16 protein-coding genes are annotated in these 16,882 nt (G+C 71.8%); 8 read left to right on the forward strand and 8 right to left on the reverse strand.

The genetic code is table 11. The features are described 5' to 3' along the window. Nucleotides 1-50 precede the first annotated feature (50 nt). From HL652_RS17130 to HL652_RS17140, 3 genes are read left to right on the forward strand one after another with little or no spacing between them, the layout of a single operon-like run. Nucleotides 51-1,754, forward strand: coding sequence for a glycoside hydrolase family 13 protein (locus HL652_RS17130; protein WP_171706426.1), 1,704 nt, complete (start codon nucleotides 51-53; stop codon nucleotides 1,752-1,754). Next, nucleotides 1,751-2,758 carry a glycoside hydrolase family 113 gene (locus tag HL652_RS17135; protein WP_171706427.1) on the forward strand — a complete coding sequence of 336 codons (1,008 nt, stop codon included), beginning with the start codon at nucleotides 1,751-1,753 and terminating at the stop codon, nucleotides 2,756-2,758. The genes HL652_RS17130 and HL652_RS17135 overlap by 4 nt, the downstream gene beginning before the upstream one ends. Before the next feature lie 36 nt (nucleotides 2,759-2,794). Continuing rightward, nucleotides 2,795-3,544 (forward strand): IclR family transcriptional regulator, encoded by a 750-nt coding sequence (locus HL652_RS17140; RefSeq protein WP_171706428.1) that lies wholly within the window; start codon nucleotides 2,795-2,797, stop codon nucleotides 3,542-3,544. A 22-nt stretch (nucleotides 3,545-3,566) separates the two neighbouring features. On the opposite strand, the gene HL652_RS17145 is transcribed toward HL652_RS17140, so the two are convergent. The 3 genes from HL652_RS17145 to HL652_RS17155 form a co-directional block, all read right to left on the reverse strand. Further along, nucleotides 3,567-4,544, reverse strand: a complete 978-nt coding sequence (locus tag HL652_RS17145; RefSeq protein ID WP_171706429.1) for an acetylxylan esterase — start codon at nucleotides 4,542-4,544, stop codon at nucleotides 3,567-3,569. A 79-nt stretch (nucleotides 4,545-4,623) separates the two neighbouring features. Further along, nucleotides 4,624-5,334: an SDR family NAD(P)-dependent oxidoreductase gene (locus HL652_RS17150; protein ID WP_171706430.1), complete on the reverse strand. Its 711-nt coding sequence runs from the start codon at nucleotides 5,332-5,334 to the stop codon at nucleotides 4,624-4,626. 27 nt (nucleotides 5,335-5,361) lie between these two features. After that, nucleotides 5,362-6,063, reverse strand: coding sequence for an RraA family protein (locus HL652_RS17155; RefSeq protein WP_171706431.1), 702 nt, complete (start codon nucleotides 6,061-6,063; stop codon nucleotides 5,362-5,364). 92 nt (nucleotides 6,064-6,155) lie between these two features. Here HL652_RS17155 and HL652_RS17160 point away from each other — a divergent pair, with 92 nt between their 5' ends. From HL652_RS17160 to HL652_RS17170, 3 genes are read left to right on the forward strand one after another with little or no spacing between them, the layout of a single operon-like run. Next, nucleotides 6,156-7,346: an enolase C-terminal domain-like protein gene (locus tag HL652_RS17160; RefSeq protein ID WP_171706432.1), complete on the forward strand. Its 1,191-nt coding sequence runs from the start codon at nucleotides 6,156-6,158 to the stop codon at nucleotides 7,344-7,346. Between the two features lie 10 nt (nucleotides 7,347-7,356). Further along, nucleotides 7,357-8,466: a Gfo/Idh/MocA family protein gene (locus HL652_RS17165; protein ID WP_171706433.1), complete on the forward strand. Its 1,110-nt coding sequence runs from the start codon at nucleotides 7,357-7,359 to the stop codon at nucleotides 8,464-8,466. Next, nucleotides 8,463-9,620, forward strand: a complete 1,158-nt coding sequence (locus tag HL652_RS17170; RefSeq protein ID WP_171706434.1) for a lactonase family protein — start codon at nucleotides 8,463-8,465, stop codon at nucleotides 9,618-9,620. Before HL652_RS17165 ends, HL652_RS17170 begins: the two co-directional genes overlap by 4 nt. On the opposite strand, the gene HL652_RS17175 is transcribed toward HL652_RS17170, so the two are convergent. Next, a complete protein-coding gene (locus HL652_RS17175) occupies nucleotides 9,604-10,053 on the reverse strand; it encodes a DUF3054 domain-containing protein (RefSeq protein WP_371743521.1) in 450 nt (149 codons plus the stop codon). The genes HL652_RS17170 and HL652_RS17175 overlap by 17 nt on opposite strands. A gap of 41 nt (nucleotides 10,054-10,094) precedes the next feature. Between HL652_RS17175 and HL652_RS17180 the strand changes: the two genes are divergently transcribed. Beyond that, nucleotides 10,095-10,358, forward strand: coding sequence for a hypothetical protein (locus tag HL652_RS17180; RefSeq protein ID WP_171706435.1), 264 nt, complete (start codon nucleotides 10,095-10,097; stop codon nucleotides 10,356-10,358). 179 nt (nucleotides 10,359-10,537) lie between these two features. Beyond that, complete coding sequence (locus HL652_RS17185; protein WP_171706436.1) at nucleotides 10,538-11,464, forward strand: EamA family transporter; 927 nt, start codon at nucleotides 10,538-10,540, stop codon at nucleotides 11,462-11,464. A gap of 108 nt (nucleotides 11,465-11,572) precedes the next feature. Here the strand turns inward: HL652_RS17185 and HL652_RS17190 are convergent, their stop codons facing one another. The 4 genes from HL652_RS17190 to HL652_RS21540 are packed head-to-tail and all read right to left on the reverse strand — an operon-like array spanning nucleotide 11,573 to nucleotide 16,810. Then, nucleotides 11,573-13,201, reverse strand: coding sequence for a gamma-glutamyltransferase (locus HL652_RS17190; RefSeq protein ID WP_171706437.1), 1,629 nt, complete (start codon nucleotides 13,199-13,201; stop codon nucleotides 11,573-11,575). 53 nt (nucleotides 13,202-13,254) lie between these two features. Further along, nucleotides 13,255-13,968, reverse strand: a complete 714-nt coding sequence (locus tag HL652_RS17195; RefSeq protein WP_216603930.1) for an ABC transporter ATP-binding protein — start codon at nucleotides 13,966-13,968, stop codon at nucleotides 13,255-13,257. Next, a complete protein-coding gene (locus tag HL652_RS21535; RefSeq protein ID WP_216603931.1) occupies nucleotides 13,965-15,899 on the reverse strand; it encodes a branched-chain amino acid ABC transporter ATP-binding protein/permease in 1,935 nt (644 codons plus the stop codon). Before HL652_RS21535 ends, HL652_RS17195 begins: the two co-directional genes overlap by 4 nt. 2 nt (nucleotides 15,900-15,901) lie before the next feature. Further along, a complete protein-coding gene (locus HL652_RS21540; protein ID WP_216603932.1) occupies nucleotides 15,902-16,810 on the reverse strand; it encodes a branched-chain amino acid ABC transporter permease in 909 nt (302 codons plus the stop codon). Between the last annotated feature and the right edge of the window lie 72 nt (nucleotides 16,811-16,882).

Below are 16,882 nucleotides of genomic sequence, written 5' to 3' on the forward strand. Positions count from 1 at the left end.
CGTCGGCCCACCCGCCAGCTCACGGCACCGCACACTCTGAAAGCAGGAACATGACCATCTCGGCCCCGACGACCGCCCGCACCGACGATCGCCTCGAGGAGTCCGCCTGGTGGCGCACCGCGGTCATCTACCAGGTCTACCCGCGCTCCTTCGCCGATTCGAACGGCGACGGCATCGGCGACCTGGCCGGCATCACGAGGCGACTCGAGCACCTCGCCGACCTCGGCGTCGACGCCGTGTGGCTGTCCCCCTTCTTCACCTCGCCGCAGAACGACGGCGGCTACGACGTGGCCGACTACTGCGACGTCGACCCGCTGTTCGGCACCCTCGACGATTTCGACGAGATGCTCGCCGAGGCGCACCGGCACGGTCTCCGCGTCATCATCGACATCGTCCCGAACCACAGCTCCGACCAGCATCCGTGGTTCCAGCGGGCACTCGCCTCGCCGCCCGGGTCGGCAGCTCGCGACCGCTACCTGTTCCGCGCGGGCCGGGGCCCCGACGGGTCCCTCCCGCCGAGCAACTGGCAGTCGACCTTCGGCGGCCCGGCCTGGAGCAGGCTGCCCGACGGCGACTGGTACCTGCACATCTTCGACTCGACCCAGCCCGACCTCAACTGGCGGAACCCCGCCGTGCGCGCCGACTTCGTCGACATCCTGCGGTTCTGGCTCGACCGGGGGGTCGACGGCTTCCGCGTCGACGTGGCGCACGGCATGATCAAGGCCGAGGACTTCCCCGACTACCACCCGCAGGAGCTCCTCCCCCTGGTCGGCGTCGACCCGACGGTGGGCCTGACCAAGGAGGGCCCGAACCCGCCGTACATGCTGCAGGAGGGGCTGCACGAGATCTGGCGGGAGTGGCGCGCCGTGCTCGACGAGTACGACGGCGACCGCGTGCTCTGCGCCGAAGCGTGGGTGGAGCCGCTGCAGCGCCTCGCCGACTGGGTGCGTCCCGACGAGATGCACCAGGCCTTCAACTTCTCGTACCTCGAGACGCCGTGGGAGGCACCCGCACTCCGCACGGTGATCGACGACTCCATCACGTCGTTCGAGTCGGTCGGTGCGCCGAGCACCTGGGTGCTGTCGAACCACGACGTCATCCGCCATGCCAGCCGGCTCGGACTCGTCACCCCGGTGCCGCAGGGCGAGGGCCTCGGGCCGCGCACAGCTCCCCTGGTCGACCCGGAGCTCGGCGCCCGCCGGGCCCGTGCCGCCTCGCTCCTCATGCTCGCCCTCCCCGGCAGCGCCTACCTCTACCAAGGCGAGGAGCTCGGGTTGCCCGAAGCGGTCGACCTCCCCGACGAGGCGCGGCGTGATCCCTCCTGGTTCCGCACCGCGGGTGAGAAGTACGGACGAGACGGATGCCGCGTGCCCATCCCCTGGGAGGCCGAAGCGCCGGCCTTCGGCTTCAGCCCGAGCGGGGCGAGCTGGCTTCCGCAGCCCGTCGCCTGGGCACCCCTGGCCCGAGACCGTCAGCGCGGTCGTGCCGGCAGCACGCTCGAGCTGTATCGCGCCGCTCTGGCGCTGCGGCGGCGGCACCGGCTGGCGCAGGGCTCGATCCGGTGGCTCTCGGCACCCGGCGACGAGCTGCTGATGCTGCGCAACAATGGGGTGAGGGTCGTGGCGAACCTCGGTGGCGAGGCCGTCGCCCTGCCGCCACAGCGCGTGCTCGCGACATCCGCCGCACCCGGCGACGCCTCGGCGGGAGCGGTCATCCCGCCCGACACCACGGTCTGGCTCGAGGAGGACGCATGACGATCACGGTTCCGTTCCAGCGCGGCATGAGCTACGGCTACCGCGCATTGAGGGGCGACTACGCACCGGAGAAGGTCGCGCGCGACGCCGCCGAGATGGCGAGCTGGGGCATCGACAGCGTCGCCCTCCACGTGCATGTGGCCCAGGAGACCTTCGCCTCCACCCGGGTGTTCGCCGACTTCACGGTGACGCCGTCGGACGAGGAGATCACCGGCGCCATCGAGGAGTTCCGCCGCAACGGCATCCGGGTGATGCTGAAGCCGATGATCGAGAGCCAGGACTCGGCCTGGCAGGGCTCCATCCGCTTTCCCGAAGACGGCAACGAGCAGATCGCGGGGGTGCGCACGGGGTACTGGCAGCGGTGGTTCGACAGCTTCACGAGCTGCCTCGCGCACTACGCGACCCTGGCCCAGCGCGCCGGCGCCGAGGTGTTCTGCGTGGGCTGCGAGCTGGTGGGCACGATGGATCAGTCGGAGCTGTGGACGCGGGCCATCGGGGCGGTGCGCGAACGCTTCGACGGCGTGATCACCTACAACACCGACCACTCGGCCCTCGACGCGCCCCGCGACTGGTTCATCCACCTCGACGCGCTGTCGATCAGCTACTACGTATCGGTCGCCACCCGGCCGGGAGCGACCGTCGACGAGATGACGGCGCACCTCGCCCCGCACGCCGACGAGCTCGAGCGGCAGGCCGAACGGCTCGGGATGCCCGTCTTCTTCGGCGAGATCGGCGCACGGTCGCGGGCGGGCACGGCGACGCTGCCGTGGGACTACCAGACGCCCGCGCCCTACAGCGGCAGCGAGCAGGCCGACTACCTCACCGCGATCCTGCAGACCTTCTGGTCGCGACCGTGGTGGCGCGGCCTGTACTGGTGGAAGTGGGAGGAGCGGCAGCGTCGACCCCAGTACCTCGACGACCCGGCCGGCGACAAGGGCTTCACCCTCGCGGGGAAACCCGGCCAGCAGGTGATGACCACCTGGTACTCCCGCACCGACCGTTGACGGTTGCACAGGATGCAACTGCCGTAGGCTGTGGGTGTGGAAGACGCACCGGCACCCTCGAGCCGCACCCTCACCCGCGGGCTCGCCGTGCTCGAGATCGTGGCGGCCTCCGAGGGCATCGGCGTCTCGGAGATCGCCTCCCGCGTCGACTTCGACAAGGGCACGGTCTCCCGGCTGCTCGCGACCCTGCGACGCCTGGGCTACGTGAATCAGCGCGCAGACCGTCTGTTCGAGATCGGCAGCAAAGCCGCCTGGCTCGCGGGCAGCTACGACAGCCGGCTCGACCTCATCCGGCGTGCAGCGGCCCAGCATCTCGCCGAGCTGTGCGCGCGCACGCGCGAGACCGTGCACCTGGCCGTGCGGGAGGGCGTCTTCGTCGTCTACATCGCGCAGGAACAGCCCGATCGTGAGGTGCGGGTCGACTCCGCCATCGGGCGACGACTCCCGCTTCACCTCACGGCGATGGGCCGCGCCTTCCTCGCGGCGCTCGAGCCGGCCGAACGGGCCGCCCTGCTCGCGACACTGCGGGCCGAATCGCCGAGTCCGCTCGACGAGCGCGGCCTCGACGACGACGTCTCGGCGGCGGCCCGGCGCGGATGGGCGGCGATCGACCGCGACGACGAGGTCACCCGGCTCGCCGCGGTGGTGACCCGCGGCGACGGCCCGGCCGTTGCCGCACTCGCACTGTCGGGACCGTCGTACCGGGTCGACCCGCACGTCGACGAGCTCGGGGACCTGGTCGTCGGGGCCGCCGAGCGGATCGGCGCAGCACTCGACGCTCCCTGACTCCCCTCCCGGGAGAGGGCTCTCAGCCCACGAGGTCGGCGAGGAATCCGAGCTGCTCGCCCTGGTGGTGGGTGCTCCCGCCCTCGTGGGCGTTGAAGGGGTAGACCGCGATCTGCTTGGGCCCGGCGTAGGTGTTGTAGGAGGCGAAGACCGTCGAGGGCGGGCAGACGTCGTCCATCAGTCCCACCGACCACAGGGCCGGCACCGTGGCACGGGCGGCGAAGCCGAGCCCGTCGACGTGATCGAGGGTCTCCATCGCCACCCGCTCCGCCCCACGGTGCACGCTGAGGTAGCGCACGATCTCGCCGTACCCGGTCGCCGATGCGGTGATGCGCACCGCACGGCGGATGTGCTGGAGGAACGGCACGTCGATCATCGCCCCGATCGGGGCGTACTGCAGGTCGGCCGTCAGCACGGATGCTGCCAGCGCGAGCGCACCGCCCTGGCTTGCGCCCGAGGCGACCACGCGCGCCGGGTCGACTCCCGGGAGGATGGCCGCCGCTTCGATCGCGCGCGCCGCATCGGTGTAGAGGCGTCGGTAGTAGTACCCGTGAGGGGATTCGATCCCGCTGGTCACGAGGCCGGCTGCATGGGGGCCTGAGCCGGCGGGGTCGGGAGTCACACCGACCCGGTGCCCCGACCCCTGCCCGCGCGAGTCCATCACGAAGTGCGCGTACCCGGCGGAGGGGAACATGGTCCATTCGTGGGCATGACCGCGCCCACCGCCATACCCCTGGAACGTCACGACGACCGGGAGACGCTCCGCCCCCCTTGGGCGGAGGTACCAGCCGCGGACAGGGTGGCCGCCGAAGCCCGGGAACGTCACGTCGCTGACCTCGAGGAGCGGCAGACCGGCGTCGACCTCGACGAGCCGCGGCCGCATCGGCACCCGCCGCGCCTCCCGGAGGGTCGACGCCCAGAAGTCGTCGAAGCCGGGAACCTCGGGAGGCTCGGGGCGATACTGTCGCAGCTCGTCGAGCGGGAGATCGGTGTGAGGCATGGACGTCAGGCCCTTCGTCGGGTTAGATAATCACATGTTAATAGTGACGGCGGTGTCGCGCATCCGTGCCGCCGAGCCGTCAGAGGGTGAGCCCTCCGTCGACGACGAGGTCTTGTCCGGTGACGTAGCCGGAACGACGAGAGCACAGCAGCAGTGCGGCGGCGGCGCAATCGCCCGGCTCCCCCAAGCGGCCCGCAGGGATGGAATCGAGGAGGCTGCGGCGATAGTGGGCATCGGCGAGCGCCTCGCGGTTGCGATCGGTCTCGACGACCCCCGGCGAGAGGCTGTTCACCGTGACGCCCCGGCCGGCGACCTGCGACGCGAGATTGCGCACGATCGAGAATTGTGCGGCCTTGCTCGCGGCATAGCCGATCATGCGCGGATGCGGACGGGACTGCTGCACGCTGCCGATGGCCAGGATGCGCCCCCAGCCGCGGTCGATCATCCCGGGCAGGAGACTGCGCACGAGCCCGAAGGGCTCACTGACGTTGACGCGATACTGCAGCTCGAGTTCGGCGGGCGACGTCGCCCGCCACTCGGCCGGCAGCTGCACGGATGCGCTGTGCACGAGGATGTCGACCGGGCCGGCGGCCAGTGCCCGGAGCCCGAGCGCCTCACCCGAGCCCGCCTGGGACAGGTCGGCGACGAGGTCGCCGTCGGCGAGGCCGTGGCGCAGAACGCGGCACCCCTCCGCCTCGAGGGCGTCGGCGATGGCGGCGCCGATGCCCGCCGTGCCCCCGGCGACGAGGGCGGCGAGCCCTTCGAACTCACTCGCCCGTCGACGCGGCATCCGCTCTGCTCCCTTGCTGCCACGCCATCAGAGGCGACCGTGCTTGCGGTACACCTGCACCGGGTCGGCCCCCGACTCGAACTCCCCGCGGGTCTCGTTCTCCTCCGTGATGAGCGCCTCGGTGCGCTCGAGCACCTCGACCACGACGTCACGCGGAACGATGACCACGCCGTCGATGTCGCCGAACACGAAGTCGCCCGGGGAGACGGTGACCGTCGCCGTGAGCGCTCCCCGCAGGGCGACCGTGGTCTGCCAGTCGTAGTAGCTCCAGCGCCGCAGCGCCTCGACCGGGGTGAGGTAGCGGCAGAAGATGGGGAAGTCGCGTTCGATCAGGAAGCGCGTGTCGCGCGACCCGCCGTCGACGACGGCGCCGATCACCCCGCACGAGGCACCCACCGTGGCGTTCATCTCGCCGTAGTGGGCCGCCTGCTCGTCGAAGCTGCAGTCGCGCACGTCGACGAGCGGCACGCCGGTCTCCTTCATGGCGGCGAAGAGCTCGATGCGACGCGCCCTCAGCTTCTCGTCTCCGGTGGGGTCGGGGATGCCCTTGATGGTGAAGGCGGGCCCGGCCAGCACCCAGGACGGGACGACCGGCTTCACGTCGACGGCGAGTGCCTGATGAGGGAAGCCCAGCCCTTCGAGCACGTCATAGACCGCGCCGGAGTAGAGCTGCCGATAGCGATCGATGAGCTCCTGCACGGGCAGGGCGTAGTCGTAGGGGTTGTTCATGGATCCTCCTCGTTGATGCATTCAACGCTACAACAGTTGCATCTGTTGCGACAAGACTCCAGAATGGTGACGAATCAACGAAGGAGTCGCTCGTGAAGATCGTCGATCTCAGAGCCCGCACGGTGGCCATCCCCACCGACGCGAAGCTGCGCCACAGCAGCGGGGTGCACCCCGGATACTTCCTGCGCACCGTGCTCGAGCTCATCACCGACGAGGGTGTCGTGGGCCTCGGCGAGGTCGGCGGCGGCGATCAGCGCGGCGCGCTGGAGAAGCTGCGCCCACGCATCATCGGCGCCGACCCGTTCCACCTCGAGGCGATCAAGACGGCGGTGCTCCGTTCGATCTACTACGTGTCGAACGCCCGGCTCTACGCGGCGATCGAAATCGCCTGCCTCGACATCCAAGGCAAGGTGCTCGGCCGACCGATGAGCGACCTGCTCGGCGGGCGGGTGCGCGACGAGATCCCGTTCATCGCCTACCTGTTCTGGCGCTACGACCGGCCGGGTGGCGGCGACGACACACGCGCCGAGGACATGGCCGACCTCTGCGAGGAACTCACCGAGCGGCTCGGGGTGTCGGCCATGAAGCTCAAGGCCGGCGTGTTCGCCCCCGAGGAGGAGGTGCGCGTGCTGGAGCTCTGCCGCGAGCGCCTCGGCCCCGACTACCGGCTGCGCATCGACCCCAACGGCGTCTGGTCGGTGCCGACGGCGGTGCGCATGGGGCAGCGCCTCGAGGCCGTGCGACCGGAGTGGTACGAAGATCCGGCCTGGGGGCTCACCGGCAACGCCGCCGTGCGCGAGCAGGTGCGGGTGCCCCTCGCCACCAACATGTACCCGGCGCGCTTCGACGACCTCGCCCCGGGCATCCGTCTGGGCGTCGCCGACGTCATCCTCACCGACCTGCACTATTGGGAAGGGCCTCGGGGGGTCAAAGACCTCGCGGCGGTATGCCGCACCTTCGGGCTGGGCGTCGCCATGCACTCGGGCGTGGAGTTCGGCGTCGAGCTCGCGGCGATGCTGCACACGGCCAGCACGATTCCCGAGATGATCACCGCCGGAGACGCGCACTACCACTACCTCACCGACGACATCATCGTCGGAGGGAAGATGGCCTACCGCGACGGCGCCATCGCCGTGCCGACGGGCCCCGGGCTCGGCGTCGAGCTCGACCCGGAGCGCATGGAGAAGTACGAGCGCCTCTACGGCGAGGTCGGCGACTACTACGCACGGTTCCACGTCGACGAGAGACGCCCCGAGTGGGTGCCCGTCGTGGGCGGGATGTGAGGGGAGAGTCATGAGACAGGGACCCATGGGCGTCGCCCTGGTCGGCGCCGGGGCCATCTCGGCGCAGTACCTCGAGAACCTCACCCGCATGCCCGACCTCGAGGTGCTGGCCGTCGCCGACCTCGATCGCGAGCGGGCGGCGGCACGGGCGGCGGAGTACGGCGTGCCCACCGGAGCAGCGGTCGAGGAGGTACTGGCCGACCCCGACGTCGAACTGGTGGTGAACCTCACCATCCCCGCGGCGCACATGGAGGTCGCCCTCGCCGCGCTCCGCGCCGGCAAGCACGTCTGGAGCGAGAAGCCGTTCGCGGTCGACCGGGCCGGCAGCCGGGCGGTGCTGGCCGAGGCGGAGTCGCTCGGCCTCCGCGCCGCCGGCGCTCCCGACACGTTTCTCGGCGACGCCGTGCAGACCGCGCGGCGGCTCGTCGAGGAGGGTCGCATCGGCGAACCGCTCACCGCGCTGACACTGTTCCAGGCGGCCGGGCCGGAGGCCTGGCATCCGAACCCCGAGTTCTTCTACGCGCCCGGGGGCGGCCCCCTGTTCGACATCGGCCCCTACTACCTCACCTCGCTCGTGCAGCTGCTCGGCCCCGTCGCCCGGGTCGCCGCGAGCGCGAGCACGGCGCGGCCCACGCGCGTCATCGCCTCGGGGCCGCGGGCGGGCACCGAGTTCCCCGTGCACGTCGCGACGCACCTCGGTGCGCTGATCGAGTTCGAGAACGGAACGAGCGCGCAGTCGACCTTCAGCTTCCAGTCCCCTCAGCGGCGGGTGGGCTTCTTCGAGGTCGGCGGCAGTGATGCGACCCTCGTGCTCGCCGACCCGAACGGATTCGACGGCGAGCTCGCCATCATCACCCGGGAAGGGCGTGAGGTCGTCGAGACCCACGCGGCGGTGGGGCGCGGGCACGGTGTGCTCGAGCTCGCGCGAGCGATCCGCGCCGGTCGGCCCGAGCGCGCCTCCGGGGAGCTCGCCGCCCACGTCGTCGACATCATGGCGTCCATCGACGAGGCAGCCGTGGGCGGCGGGTTCGTCGACGTCGCGAGCTCGGCGAGTCCCGGGCCGGTGCTCCCGCCCGGGTGGAACCCGCTCGCCGCGACGCTCCTCGACTCCCCCTCGTGAGCGCCCACCTCGGCGACCACCGCCCCGCGACCGCTGCCGATGCCGATGCCGCTGCCGATGCCGATGCCGATGCCGCTGCCATCGGGCGCGGTCTCGTCGGCACCCGCTACCTCATCGGCGGCTACGGCACCGACCGCGGCGGAACGGCAGCGGGCATCGGGTTGGGCGCCGTCGACGCCGACGGACGGATGCGCGTCACCGGCCCCCTCGCGGAGGTGCCGTCTCCCTCGTGGCTGTCGCTCGCCGGCGACCGGGTGTACGCCCTCCTCGAAGAGACCGCCGAGATCGCGTCGTTCCGTATCGTCGGCGACCGGCTCGATCTGCTGTCGCGCCACCCCACCGCGGGCGGGGCGCCCTGCCATGCCGCGGTGGTGGGGGGCGCGGGCGGGGGCGCACCCGGCGCGGCTTCGAGCAGCACCGCGGTGGGCGACGCCGCGGGCGAGGCGGTCGTGGTGGCGAGCTATCGCACGGGAATGCTCGCGGTGCACCCCGTCGGAGTCGACGGGAGCGCCGGCCCTGTCGCACAGGTCGTCACCGCTCACGGGTCGGGCCCGCACCCCGCCCAGGGCGGCCCGCACGCTCACCACGTTCTCGCCCTGCCCGACGGGCGCGTGCTCTCGGCCGACCTCGGCGCCGACCGGGTGTTCGTGCACGATTGGAACGGCACGCGCCTCGAACGCACGGCCGCGGTCGAGGTGCCGCCTGGCACCGGCCCGCGCGACCTCTGCGCGCTCCCCGACGGGTGCGTCGCCGTGCTCGGAGAGTGGAGCAGCTCCGTGCTGCTGCTGCAGCCCCGGGGTGCGACCTTCGACGTCGTCGCCGAGGTCGCGCTGTGGAGCGGCGACGACTCCTGCCAGGCCGCGGCCCTCGCCGCCTCGCACGACGGGCGCTACCTCTACGCCGGGCTGCGCGGCCCCGACCAGGTCGCCGTGGTCGAGCGACGCGCCGACACGCTTGTGCTCCGCACGACGGTGCCCTCGGGTGGAGCGTGGCCGCGCCACCTCGTCGTCGACGGGCAGCGTCTCCACGTCGCGAACCAGAACTCGAACTCGATCGCGAGCTTCCGGCTCGACGACGGCGTGCCCCGTCAGCTCGGCGACGCGGTGGCCGCCCCTTCGCCCACGTGCCTGGTGCGCCTCAGCTCCGGCCGGTGACCCCGCCGGCTCCGGCCGTCCCGCCGGCCCTGCCGGCCCCCGCCGTCTCGCGCCGAGACCGGCGACGACTGATGCGCGTCACCAGCAGCGCGACCGCGCGCCAGCCCAGGAGGAAGGCGGCGAGCACGAGGGCCGTGACGATGACGAAGCTGAGTTGAACGCCCTGTCCCGACAGCATCCGGAACAGCATGCCGAGCACGACGGCTCCCGCCCAGACGACGAGGCCGGTGGGGGCGACGGCGAGTGGGCGGCGCCAGCCGAGGGAGGCGAGCCAGCCCACGGCGGCGCCGGCGACGAAGGGCCAGGCGGTGGTGAGGAAGCCGAGCAGCGCACCGTCTTCGTCGTGCGAGCGTCGGCCGATGGCGACGAACAGCAGCACCAGAGCCACGTCGGCGGCGGCGGCGAGCGCGATCGTTCCTGATTTCGGCAGCACCCGGCCAGCGTAGCCGCGCCGGCCGGTGGCAGGATGTGAGCATGACCCACACCGAGATCACCGTGCTGAACTACACCGTGAACGCCGACGTCTACGCTCGCTACGGGGCCGACTTCGACGCGGAGGCGGTCAACGACGAGATCCTCCGCATCGTGAACGCGGAGGCGCCGGCCGGGGTGACGGTCGAGCGCAACGGCAAGGTGCTCGCCGAAGACCACGCCATCGACACGGCGCGCAGCTTCGACTGGGCGGGGCTGCTGAAGCGCATCGATCTCGACACGATCCTCGCCGAGCACGGCAAGTAGCGCATCCGTCGCCCTTCGTCGGCACACTGCGCATCCGTCGCTCTTCGTCGGCACGCTGCGCATCCGTCGCCCTTCGTCGGCACGCTGCGCATCCGTCGCCTCCATCGGCAAGCTGCGCCACAAGGTGGGTGTAGCGACGCTCGCTTGTGCCCGAGCGGATGCGCCGCGAGGCTGAAGCGGTGACCACCCGAGACCGTCTCCTCGCCGTGCTGGTCGCGGTGCTCTGGGGTGTGAACTTCGTGGCGCTGCACCTCTCGCTCGAGCACTTCCCCCCGTTCTTCCTCGTCGCGCTGCGGTTCGCGGTGATCGCGCTGCCCACCGTGCTGTTCGTGAAACGGCCCGGCGTGCCCCTGAAGTGGTTGCTCGGCTACGGGCTGGGGTTCGGCATCCTGCAGTTCGCGTTCCTGTTCGCGGCGATGGATGCGGGGATGCCGCCCGGTCTCGCATCCCTCGTGCTGCAGGCATCGGCGCCGTTCACGGTGGTGCTCGCGGCGGTCTGGCTGCGGGAGCGGCTCACCGCTGTGCAGGGCGTCGGGATCGCCGTGGCGGTGGCGGGGCTCGGCATCATCGCCGCCGAACGCGCGGGGGTCTCGGCGCTGCTTCCGGTCGTGCTCACGCTGTGCGGGGCGCTCGGGTGGGCGTTCGGCAACATCTGCAGCCGGCAGGCCAAACCCGAGAACCCGCTGCGGCTCACGCTCTGGATGTCGGTCGTGCCACCCCTGCCGATGCTCGCCCTGTCGCTCCTCGTCGAGGGGCCCGACCGCATCGGCGAGTCGCTCGCCACCGCCTTCACCCCTGAGGCGGTGCCCGCGCTGATCGGACTCGCCTACACGGCGCTGCTCGCCACCGTCGTCGGCACCGGCATCTGGACGGCCCTCATGAAGCGCAACCCGTCGAGCCGCGTCGCCCCCTTCTCCATGCTCGTGCCGGTGGCGGGCTTCACGAGCGCCTGGCTCATCCTCGGCGACGTGCCCGCGCTCGGCGACCTGCTCGGCGGGGCGGTCGTGGTGGCGGGCGTCTTCATCGCGACGGTCGCCTGGCGTCCGCGCCGCCGCATCCCCTCGTCCCTCGACCCCGAGGAGTCGCCGACCGCGACCGCGGCGTGAGGCCCCGCGCCGTCGCGCGCGTCCGCGCTCATCGAGTGGGCGCGAAACGCCGTCTCGGGCCAGGTGAGGGGGCGTTTTGCGCCCTCTCGACGGACTCTCGGCCAACGACTATGCGAGGTTCCCGGGCGGCCGCGCGGGCACCGCGGGCACCGCGGCGCGCGCGACGACCGCGGCCCCGTCGCTGCGCGGGTCGGCGCCCGCGGAGAGGGCGCCCGAGGGGTCGCGGCGGGCGATCATCGCGTGACCCGCGTCGGAGTGAAGGGTGGGTGACGGCACGAGGCGCAGGGGGCTGCGATCGAGCCCGCGGAGGGTCTCGTCGTCGAAGCCGGGCTCGACGAAGACGTAGTCGTTGTCGGTGCCCATGTCGAGGCCACCCACGATGAAGCGGGGGGCGGCGACGGCCTCCTGCGGCGTGGCCCCGGCCCGGATGCGCTCCACCAGCTGCACGTGGATCTGCGACTGCGCCTTGCCCCCCATGGTGCCGTGCGCGGCGACGAGCCCGGCATCCGACTCCACCAGCACCGGCACCAGCGTGTGCGCCGGACGCTTGCCCGCCGCGACCACGTTGGGCGACCCCGCCTCGAGGGTGAAGAACGCCGCACGGTTGTGCAGCACGAGCCCCGTGGTCGGCTCGAGCAGGAGCGACCCGAAGGAGTGGAACACCGACTGGATGAGCGACACCGCCACCCCGTCACCCGACACCGCCGTCACCGCGATCGTGTCGCCGGCCGGCCGCGGCGTCACCCGGGCCTCGACCCGCACCCCCGTGCGCGCGCTCTCGGCCGCGGCGGCCAGTGCCGCCGAGAGTGCCTCCGCCGAGAGCGCCCCTTCCACGTCGACCTCCGCCACGAGCGGGTCGGCGAGCTCGTCGTCGCGCAGCACGTCTCCGCTGTAGAGCAGCTCGGCGACGACCGCCGCGTCGACCTCGGCGCCCACCGCCCGCGCCGTCTCCACCGCCCCGAGCGTGCGCAGCAGCGTGTACCCCTGCGAGTTGGGCGCCGCCGTCGACACCGTGAGCTCTCCGACCCTCGCCGAGAGCGGCGGCTCGAGCCGTGCCGTGTGCGCCCGCAGATCGGATGCGCTCACCGGCACCCCGAGCGCCGCGAGTCCCGAGGCGAGTTGCGTGGCGGCCTCGCCGTCGTAGAACGACCGCAGTCCGTCTCGGGCGAGGGCCGACAGCGTCGCCGCGAGGGCGGGCTGGCGGATCACGTCACCCACCTGCGCCGGATGCCCGTCGGGGAAGAAGACTCCCCGCATCCCGGGGTCGGCCGAGAGGGCCTGCTCGTCGTCGCGGATCGCCTGAGCCAGCCCGGCGCTCACCGCCACGCCGTCGCGCGCCAGCACGATCGCATCCCGCAGCACCCGCTCGAGCGGCAGCGAGCCCCAGCGCTCGAGCAGGGCCGCCCATCCCGAGGGCGTTCCCGGCACCGACACCGTCAGCGGGCCCGAGACCGGCATAGCCGCGACTCCGTCGAACAGCGTCTCGACCGGCACCCCCGAGCCGTAGGCGCCGGAGGCGTTCACGCACTCGACCCCGCCGTCGGCGGAGCGCACCAGCGCGATGAGGTCCCCGCCCACGCTGCACATGTGCGGGTAGACCACCGTGAGCACCGCCGCCGCCGCGACCGCCGCATCCACGGCGTTTCCGCCGTCTTCGACGATGCGCCGGCCGGCCTCGACGGCTGCGGTGTGGGGAGCGGCGAGCGCCACGGAAGGCGCGCTGGAGGAAGGGTTCATGGTGCGTTTCCTAAGACGGAGGAGAAGAGAGGGGAGACCGGAAGCAGCCCCGGTCAGGGCGACGATCGGCCGAAGTACGCGGCGTGCAGGCTCTCGTCGTCGGCCATGTCGGCGGCGCTGCCGCCGCCCGAGAGCGAGCCGGTCTCCATCAGGTAGCCGCGGTGAGCGATGGAGAGCGCCATGCGGGCGTTCTGCTCGACCAGCAGCACGCTGGTTCCTTGCGCGTTCACCTCGGCGATGAGCTCGAACATCTGCTTCACCACGAGCGGTGCGAGCCCCATCGAGGGTTCGTCGAGCACGAGCAGTCTCGGATGCCGCACCAGCGCCCGCGAGATGGCGAGCATCTGCTGCTCCCCGCCCGAGAGCGTCGCCGCCACCTGACCCGCGCGCTCCGCGAGCACGGGGAACAGCCCGTAGATGCGGTCGAGCTCGCCGCGAAGCTTGTGCGGGCTGCCCCAGGTGGCGATCTGCAGGTTCTCGAGCACGGTCATGCGCCCGAAGATGTGCCGGCCCTCGGGCACCAGACACAAGCCCGCCCGAACCCGCTTCTCGGCTGGAGCCGTGGTGACGGTGCGCCCGGCGAACGCGACCGAGCCGCCCGCCGACTTCACGAGCCCCGACACCGCGCGCAGCAGGCTCGACTTGCCGGCACCGTTCGCGCCCACGATCACGACGAGCTCGGCCTCGTCGACGTGCAGCGACGCCTCCGTCACCGCGCGCACCGCGCCGTACCGCACCGAGAGGTTCTCCACAGTCAGGATGCTCATGCCCCGCTCCCCAGGTAGGCCTCGAGCACGGCGGGGTCGCGCCGCACCTCGTCGGGCGTGCCGGTGGCGATGACCTCGCCGTGGTCGAGCACGACGATGCGGTCGGAGACGCTCATCAGCAGGTCCATGTCGTGCTCGATGAGCACCACGTCGGTGCCGGCGTCGCGGATCGCGGTGATGAGCGCCGCGAGGGCCCTGGTCTCGCTCTCGTTCATCCCCGCCGCGGGTTCGTCGAGCAGCAGCAGGCGCGGCTTCGTCATGAGCGCCCGGGCGATCTCGACCCGGCGCTGCGAGTCGTAGCTGAGAGCGGATGCTCGGCGTGACCGTTCGCCCGCGACGCCCGTGAAGCGCAGCAGCTCGTCGGCGTCGGCCAGAGCAACCGCCTCGTCGTGACGGTGCTTCGGCAGGCGCAGGGCGAAGGCGGGAACCCAGCCGCGCAACCGTTCGTGGGCGCCGACGAGGAGGTTCTCGAGCACGGTCATGTCCCAGAACAGCCGCACCGTCTGGAAGGTGCGGGCCACGCCCTTCACGCTCACCCTGTCCGACTCGAGACCGTCGATGCGGTCGCCGTAGAAGGTGATGGAGCCGCGCGAGGGTTTCGTGACGCCCGAGAGCACGTTGAGCAGCGTCGACTTGCCGGCCCCGTTCGGGCCCATCAGGCCGAGGATCTCGCCGCGCCGCACCTCGAAGCCCACCGAGCCGAGGGCGGTGAGTCCGCCGAAGGTGCGGCCGACTCCGTCGACGACGAGCACGGGGGTGCCCGCTGCGGGCCCGGCCTCCCGGGCAGGCGGGGTGGCGGTCTGGGTGGGTGGCGCATCCGGCGTCACGGGCGAAGCGGCGCCGCCCCGCGCATCCGGAACCACGGCCGGAGCCGCAGTCCCAGCACCCGCACCCGCCCCCGCCCCCGCCGACCGCGTGAGCTTCAGCCGCCGCGACACGATGCCGCCCGGGCGGAGGATCATGAGCACCACGACGATGAGCGCGAGGAGCCCGGTGCGGAACTCCGGGTGCTCCTGCACGATCGTCCAGTCGCGGGCGATCGCCTGGAAGAAGATCCACAGCGTGGCGCCCACCACGGGCCCCCAGTAGGTTCCCGCTCCGCCCAGGATGACCAGCGACAGCACGATGAAGTTGTCTTCGAGCGTGAAGCTGTCGGGGTTGATGAACTGCTGCATGTGCGCGAAGAACACGCCGGTCACGCCCGCGATCGAGGCTCCGCAGACGTAGGCGAGCAACTTGTAGCGGCGGGTGCGGATGCCCATCGACGACGCGACCAGCTCGTCTTCCCGGATGGCCACCCAGGCGCGCCCGATCGGCGACGCGATCACTCCGGCGAGCGCCGCCAGAACCACCACCACCATCGCCAGCACGACGTAGTAGTTCGCGGCGGGGCTCACCAGCTCGATGCCGCCCATGCCGAACGGCGGGATGTTGCGGATGCCCACCGAGCCGCCGGTGAGGTCGATCCAGTTGATCGAGACGATGCGCACGATCTCGCCGAACGCGAGCGTCATGATGGCGAGGTAGTCGCCGCGCGCCCGCAGCGTCGGGTAGCCGATGATCGCCCCCGCGAGGCCGGCGAGCAGCAGCGCGGCGACGAGGCTCACGGGGAACAGCCACCACAGGCTCTCGGGCTCGAACCCGAGCTGATCGATGAACAGGCGCACCGTGAGGATGGCCGTGGTGTAGGCGCCCACGATGAAGAAGGCGATGAAGCCGAGGTCGAGCAGCCCGGTGAGCCCGACGAGGATGTTGAGGCCCGAGGCGAGCGCGATGTAGATGAGCGCCAGCGCGGCGACCCGCACCCAGCGGTCGCCCGGAAGGAGATACGGGAGCAGCAGCGCCACGAGGGCGAGCAGCGCCGGCGGGAGGAGCCGCACCAGGCGGGGCAGCGGGCGGCGGAGGCCGGATGCGGGGGTCGTCGTGGTCATCGTCACACCTTCTGCACTTCCCGGCGACCGAGCAGACCCTGCGGCCGCAGCCACAGGATGAGCACGAGCACCCCGAACGCGATCACGTCGCGGTAGGCCGAACCCTGCGGCACGTAGGCCGCGGCGAGCTCCTCGACGAGGCCGATGACGACGCCGCCGACGAAGGCGCCGGGGATGCTCCCGATGCCTCCGAGCACCGCCGCCACCAATGCCTTGAGACCGGGGATGAACCCCATCGTCGCGGCGGCGAAACCGTACTTCTGCGAGTACAGGATGCCCGCGAGCGCCGCCATGATCGAGCCGAGCACGAAGGTGGTGGAGACCACCCGATCGACGCCGATTCCCATCAGCCTCGCCGCATCCTTGTCCTGCGCCGTCGCCCGGATGGCCCGCCCGATGGGCGAGAACCGCACCAGGGCCCAGAAGCCCGCAGCGGCGACGAGGGCGACGCCGAAGATGACGAGGTCGATGGGCTGGATGCGCGCGTCGAGGAAGGTGATGGCGCCGCCGAGGTCGGGGGCGGGCACCGGGGTGCGCGCCGCGCCGAAGAGGAAGGTGCCGACAGCCCGCAGGAGCATCGACACGGCTATCGCCGTGATGAGCATCGACAGGATGGGGGCGTTGCGCAGGGGCTTGTAGGCGATGCGCTCGATGAGCAGGCCCACGATCGCGCCGACCAGGAGGCCGATGCCGATCGCCGCCCACTGCGGGAGGGCGGGCCCGGCGAAGTCGGCGCCGGCGATCTGCGTGTTCGCGGCAGCGGCGACGAGGGCGCCGAACGCGCCGAACATGAACACCTCGCCGAAGGCGAAGTTCACCATGCCGAGCACGCCGTAGACGACGCTGAAGGAGACGGCCAACAGGCCGTAGATCCCTCCGACGGCGAGGCCGTTGATGAGCGTTTGAGTCATGATCTCCGGGTTCGGGTCGGGGCCGGGCGGGGAGGTGGCGAGTGCGGGGTTCGGGGGGGCCGGATGCTGTTG

Source organism: Herbiconiux sp. SALV-R1 (assembly GCF_013113715.1).
Lineage (GTDB): Bacteria > Actinomycetota > Actinomycetes > Actinomycetales > Microbacteriaceae > Herbiconiux.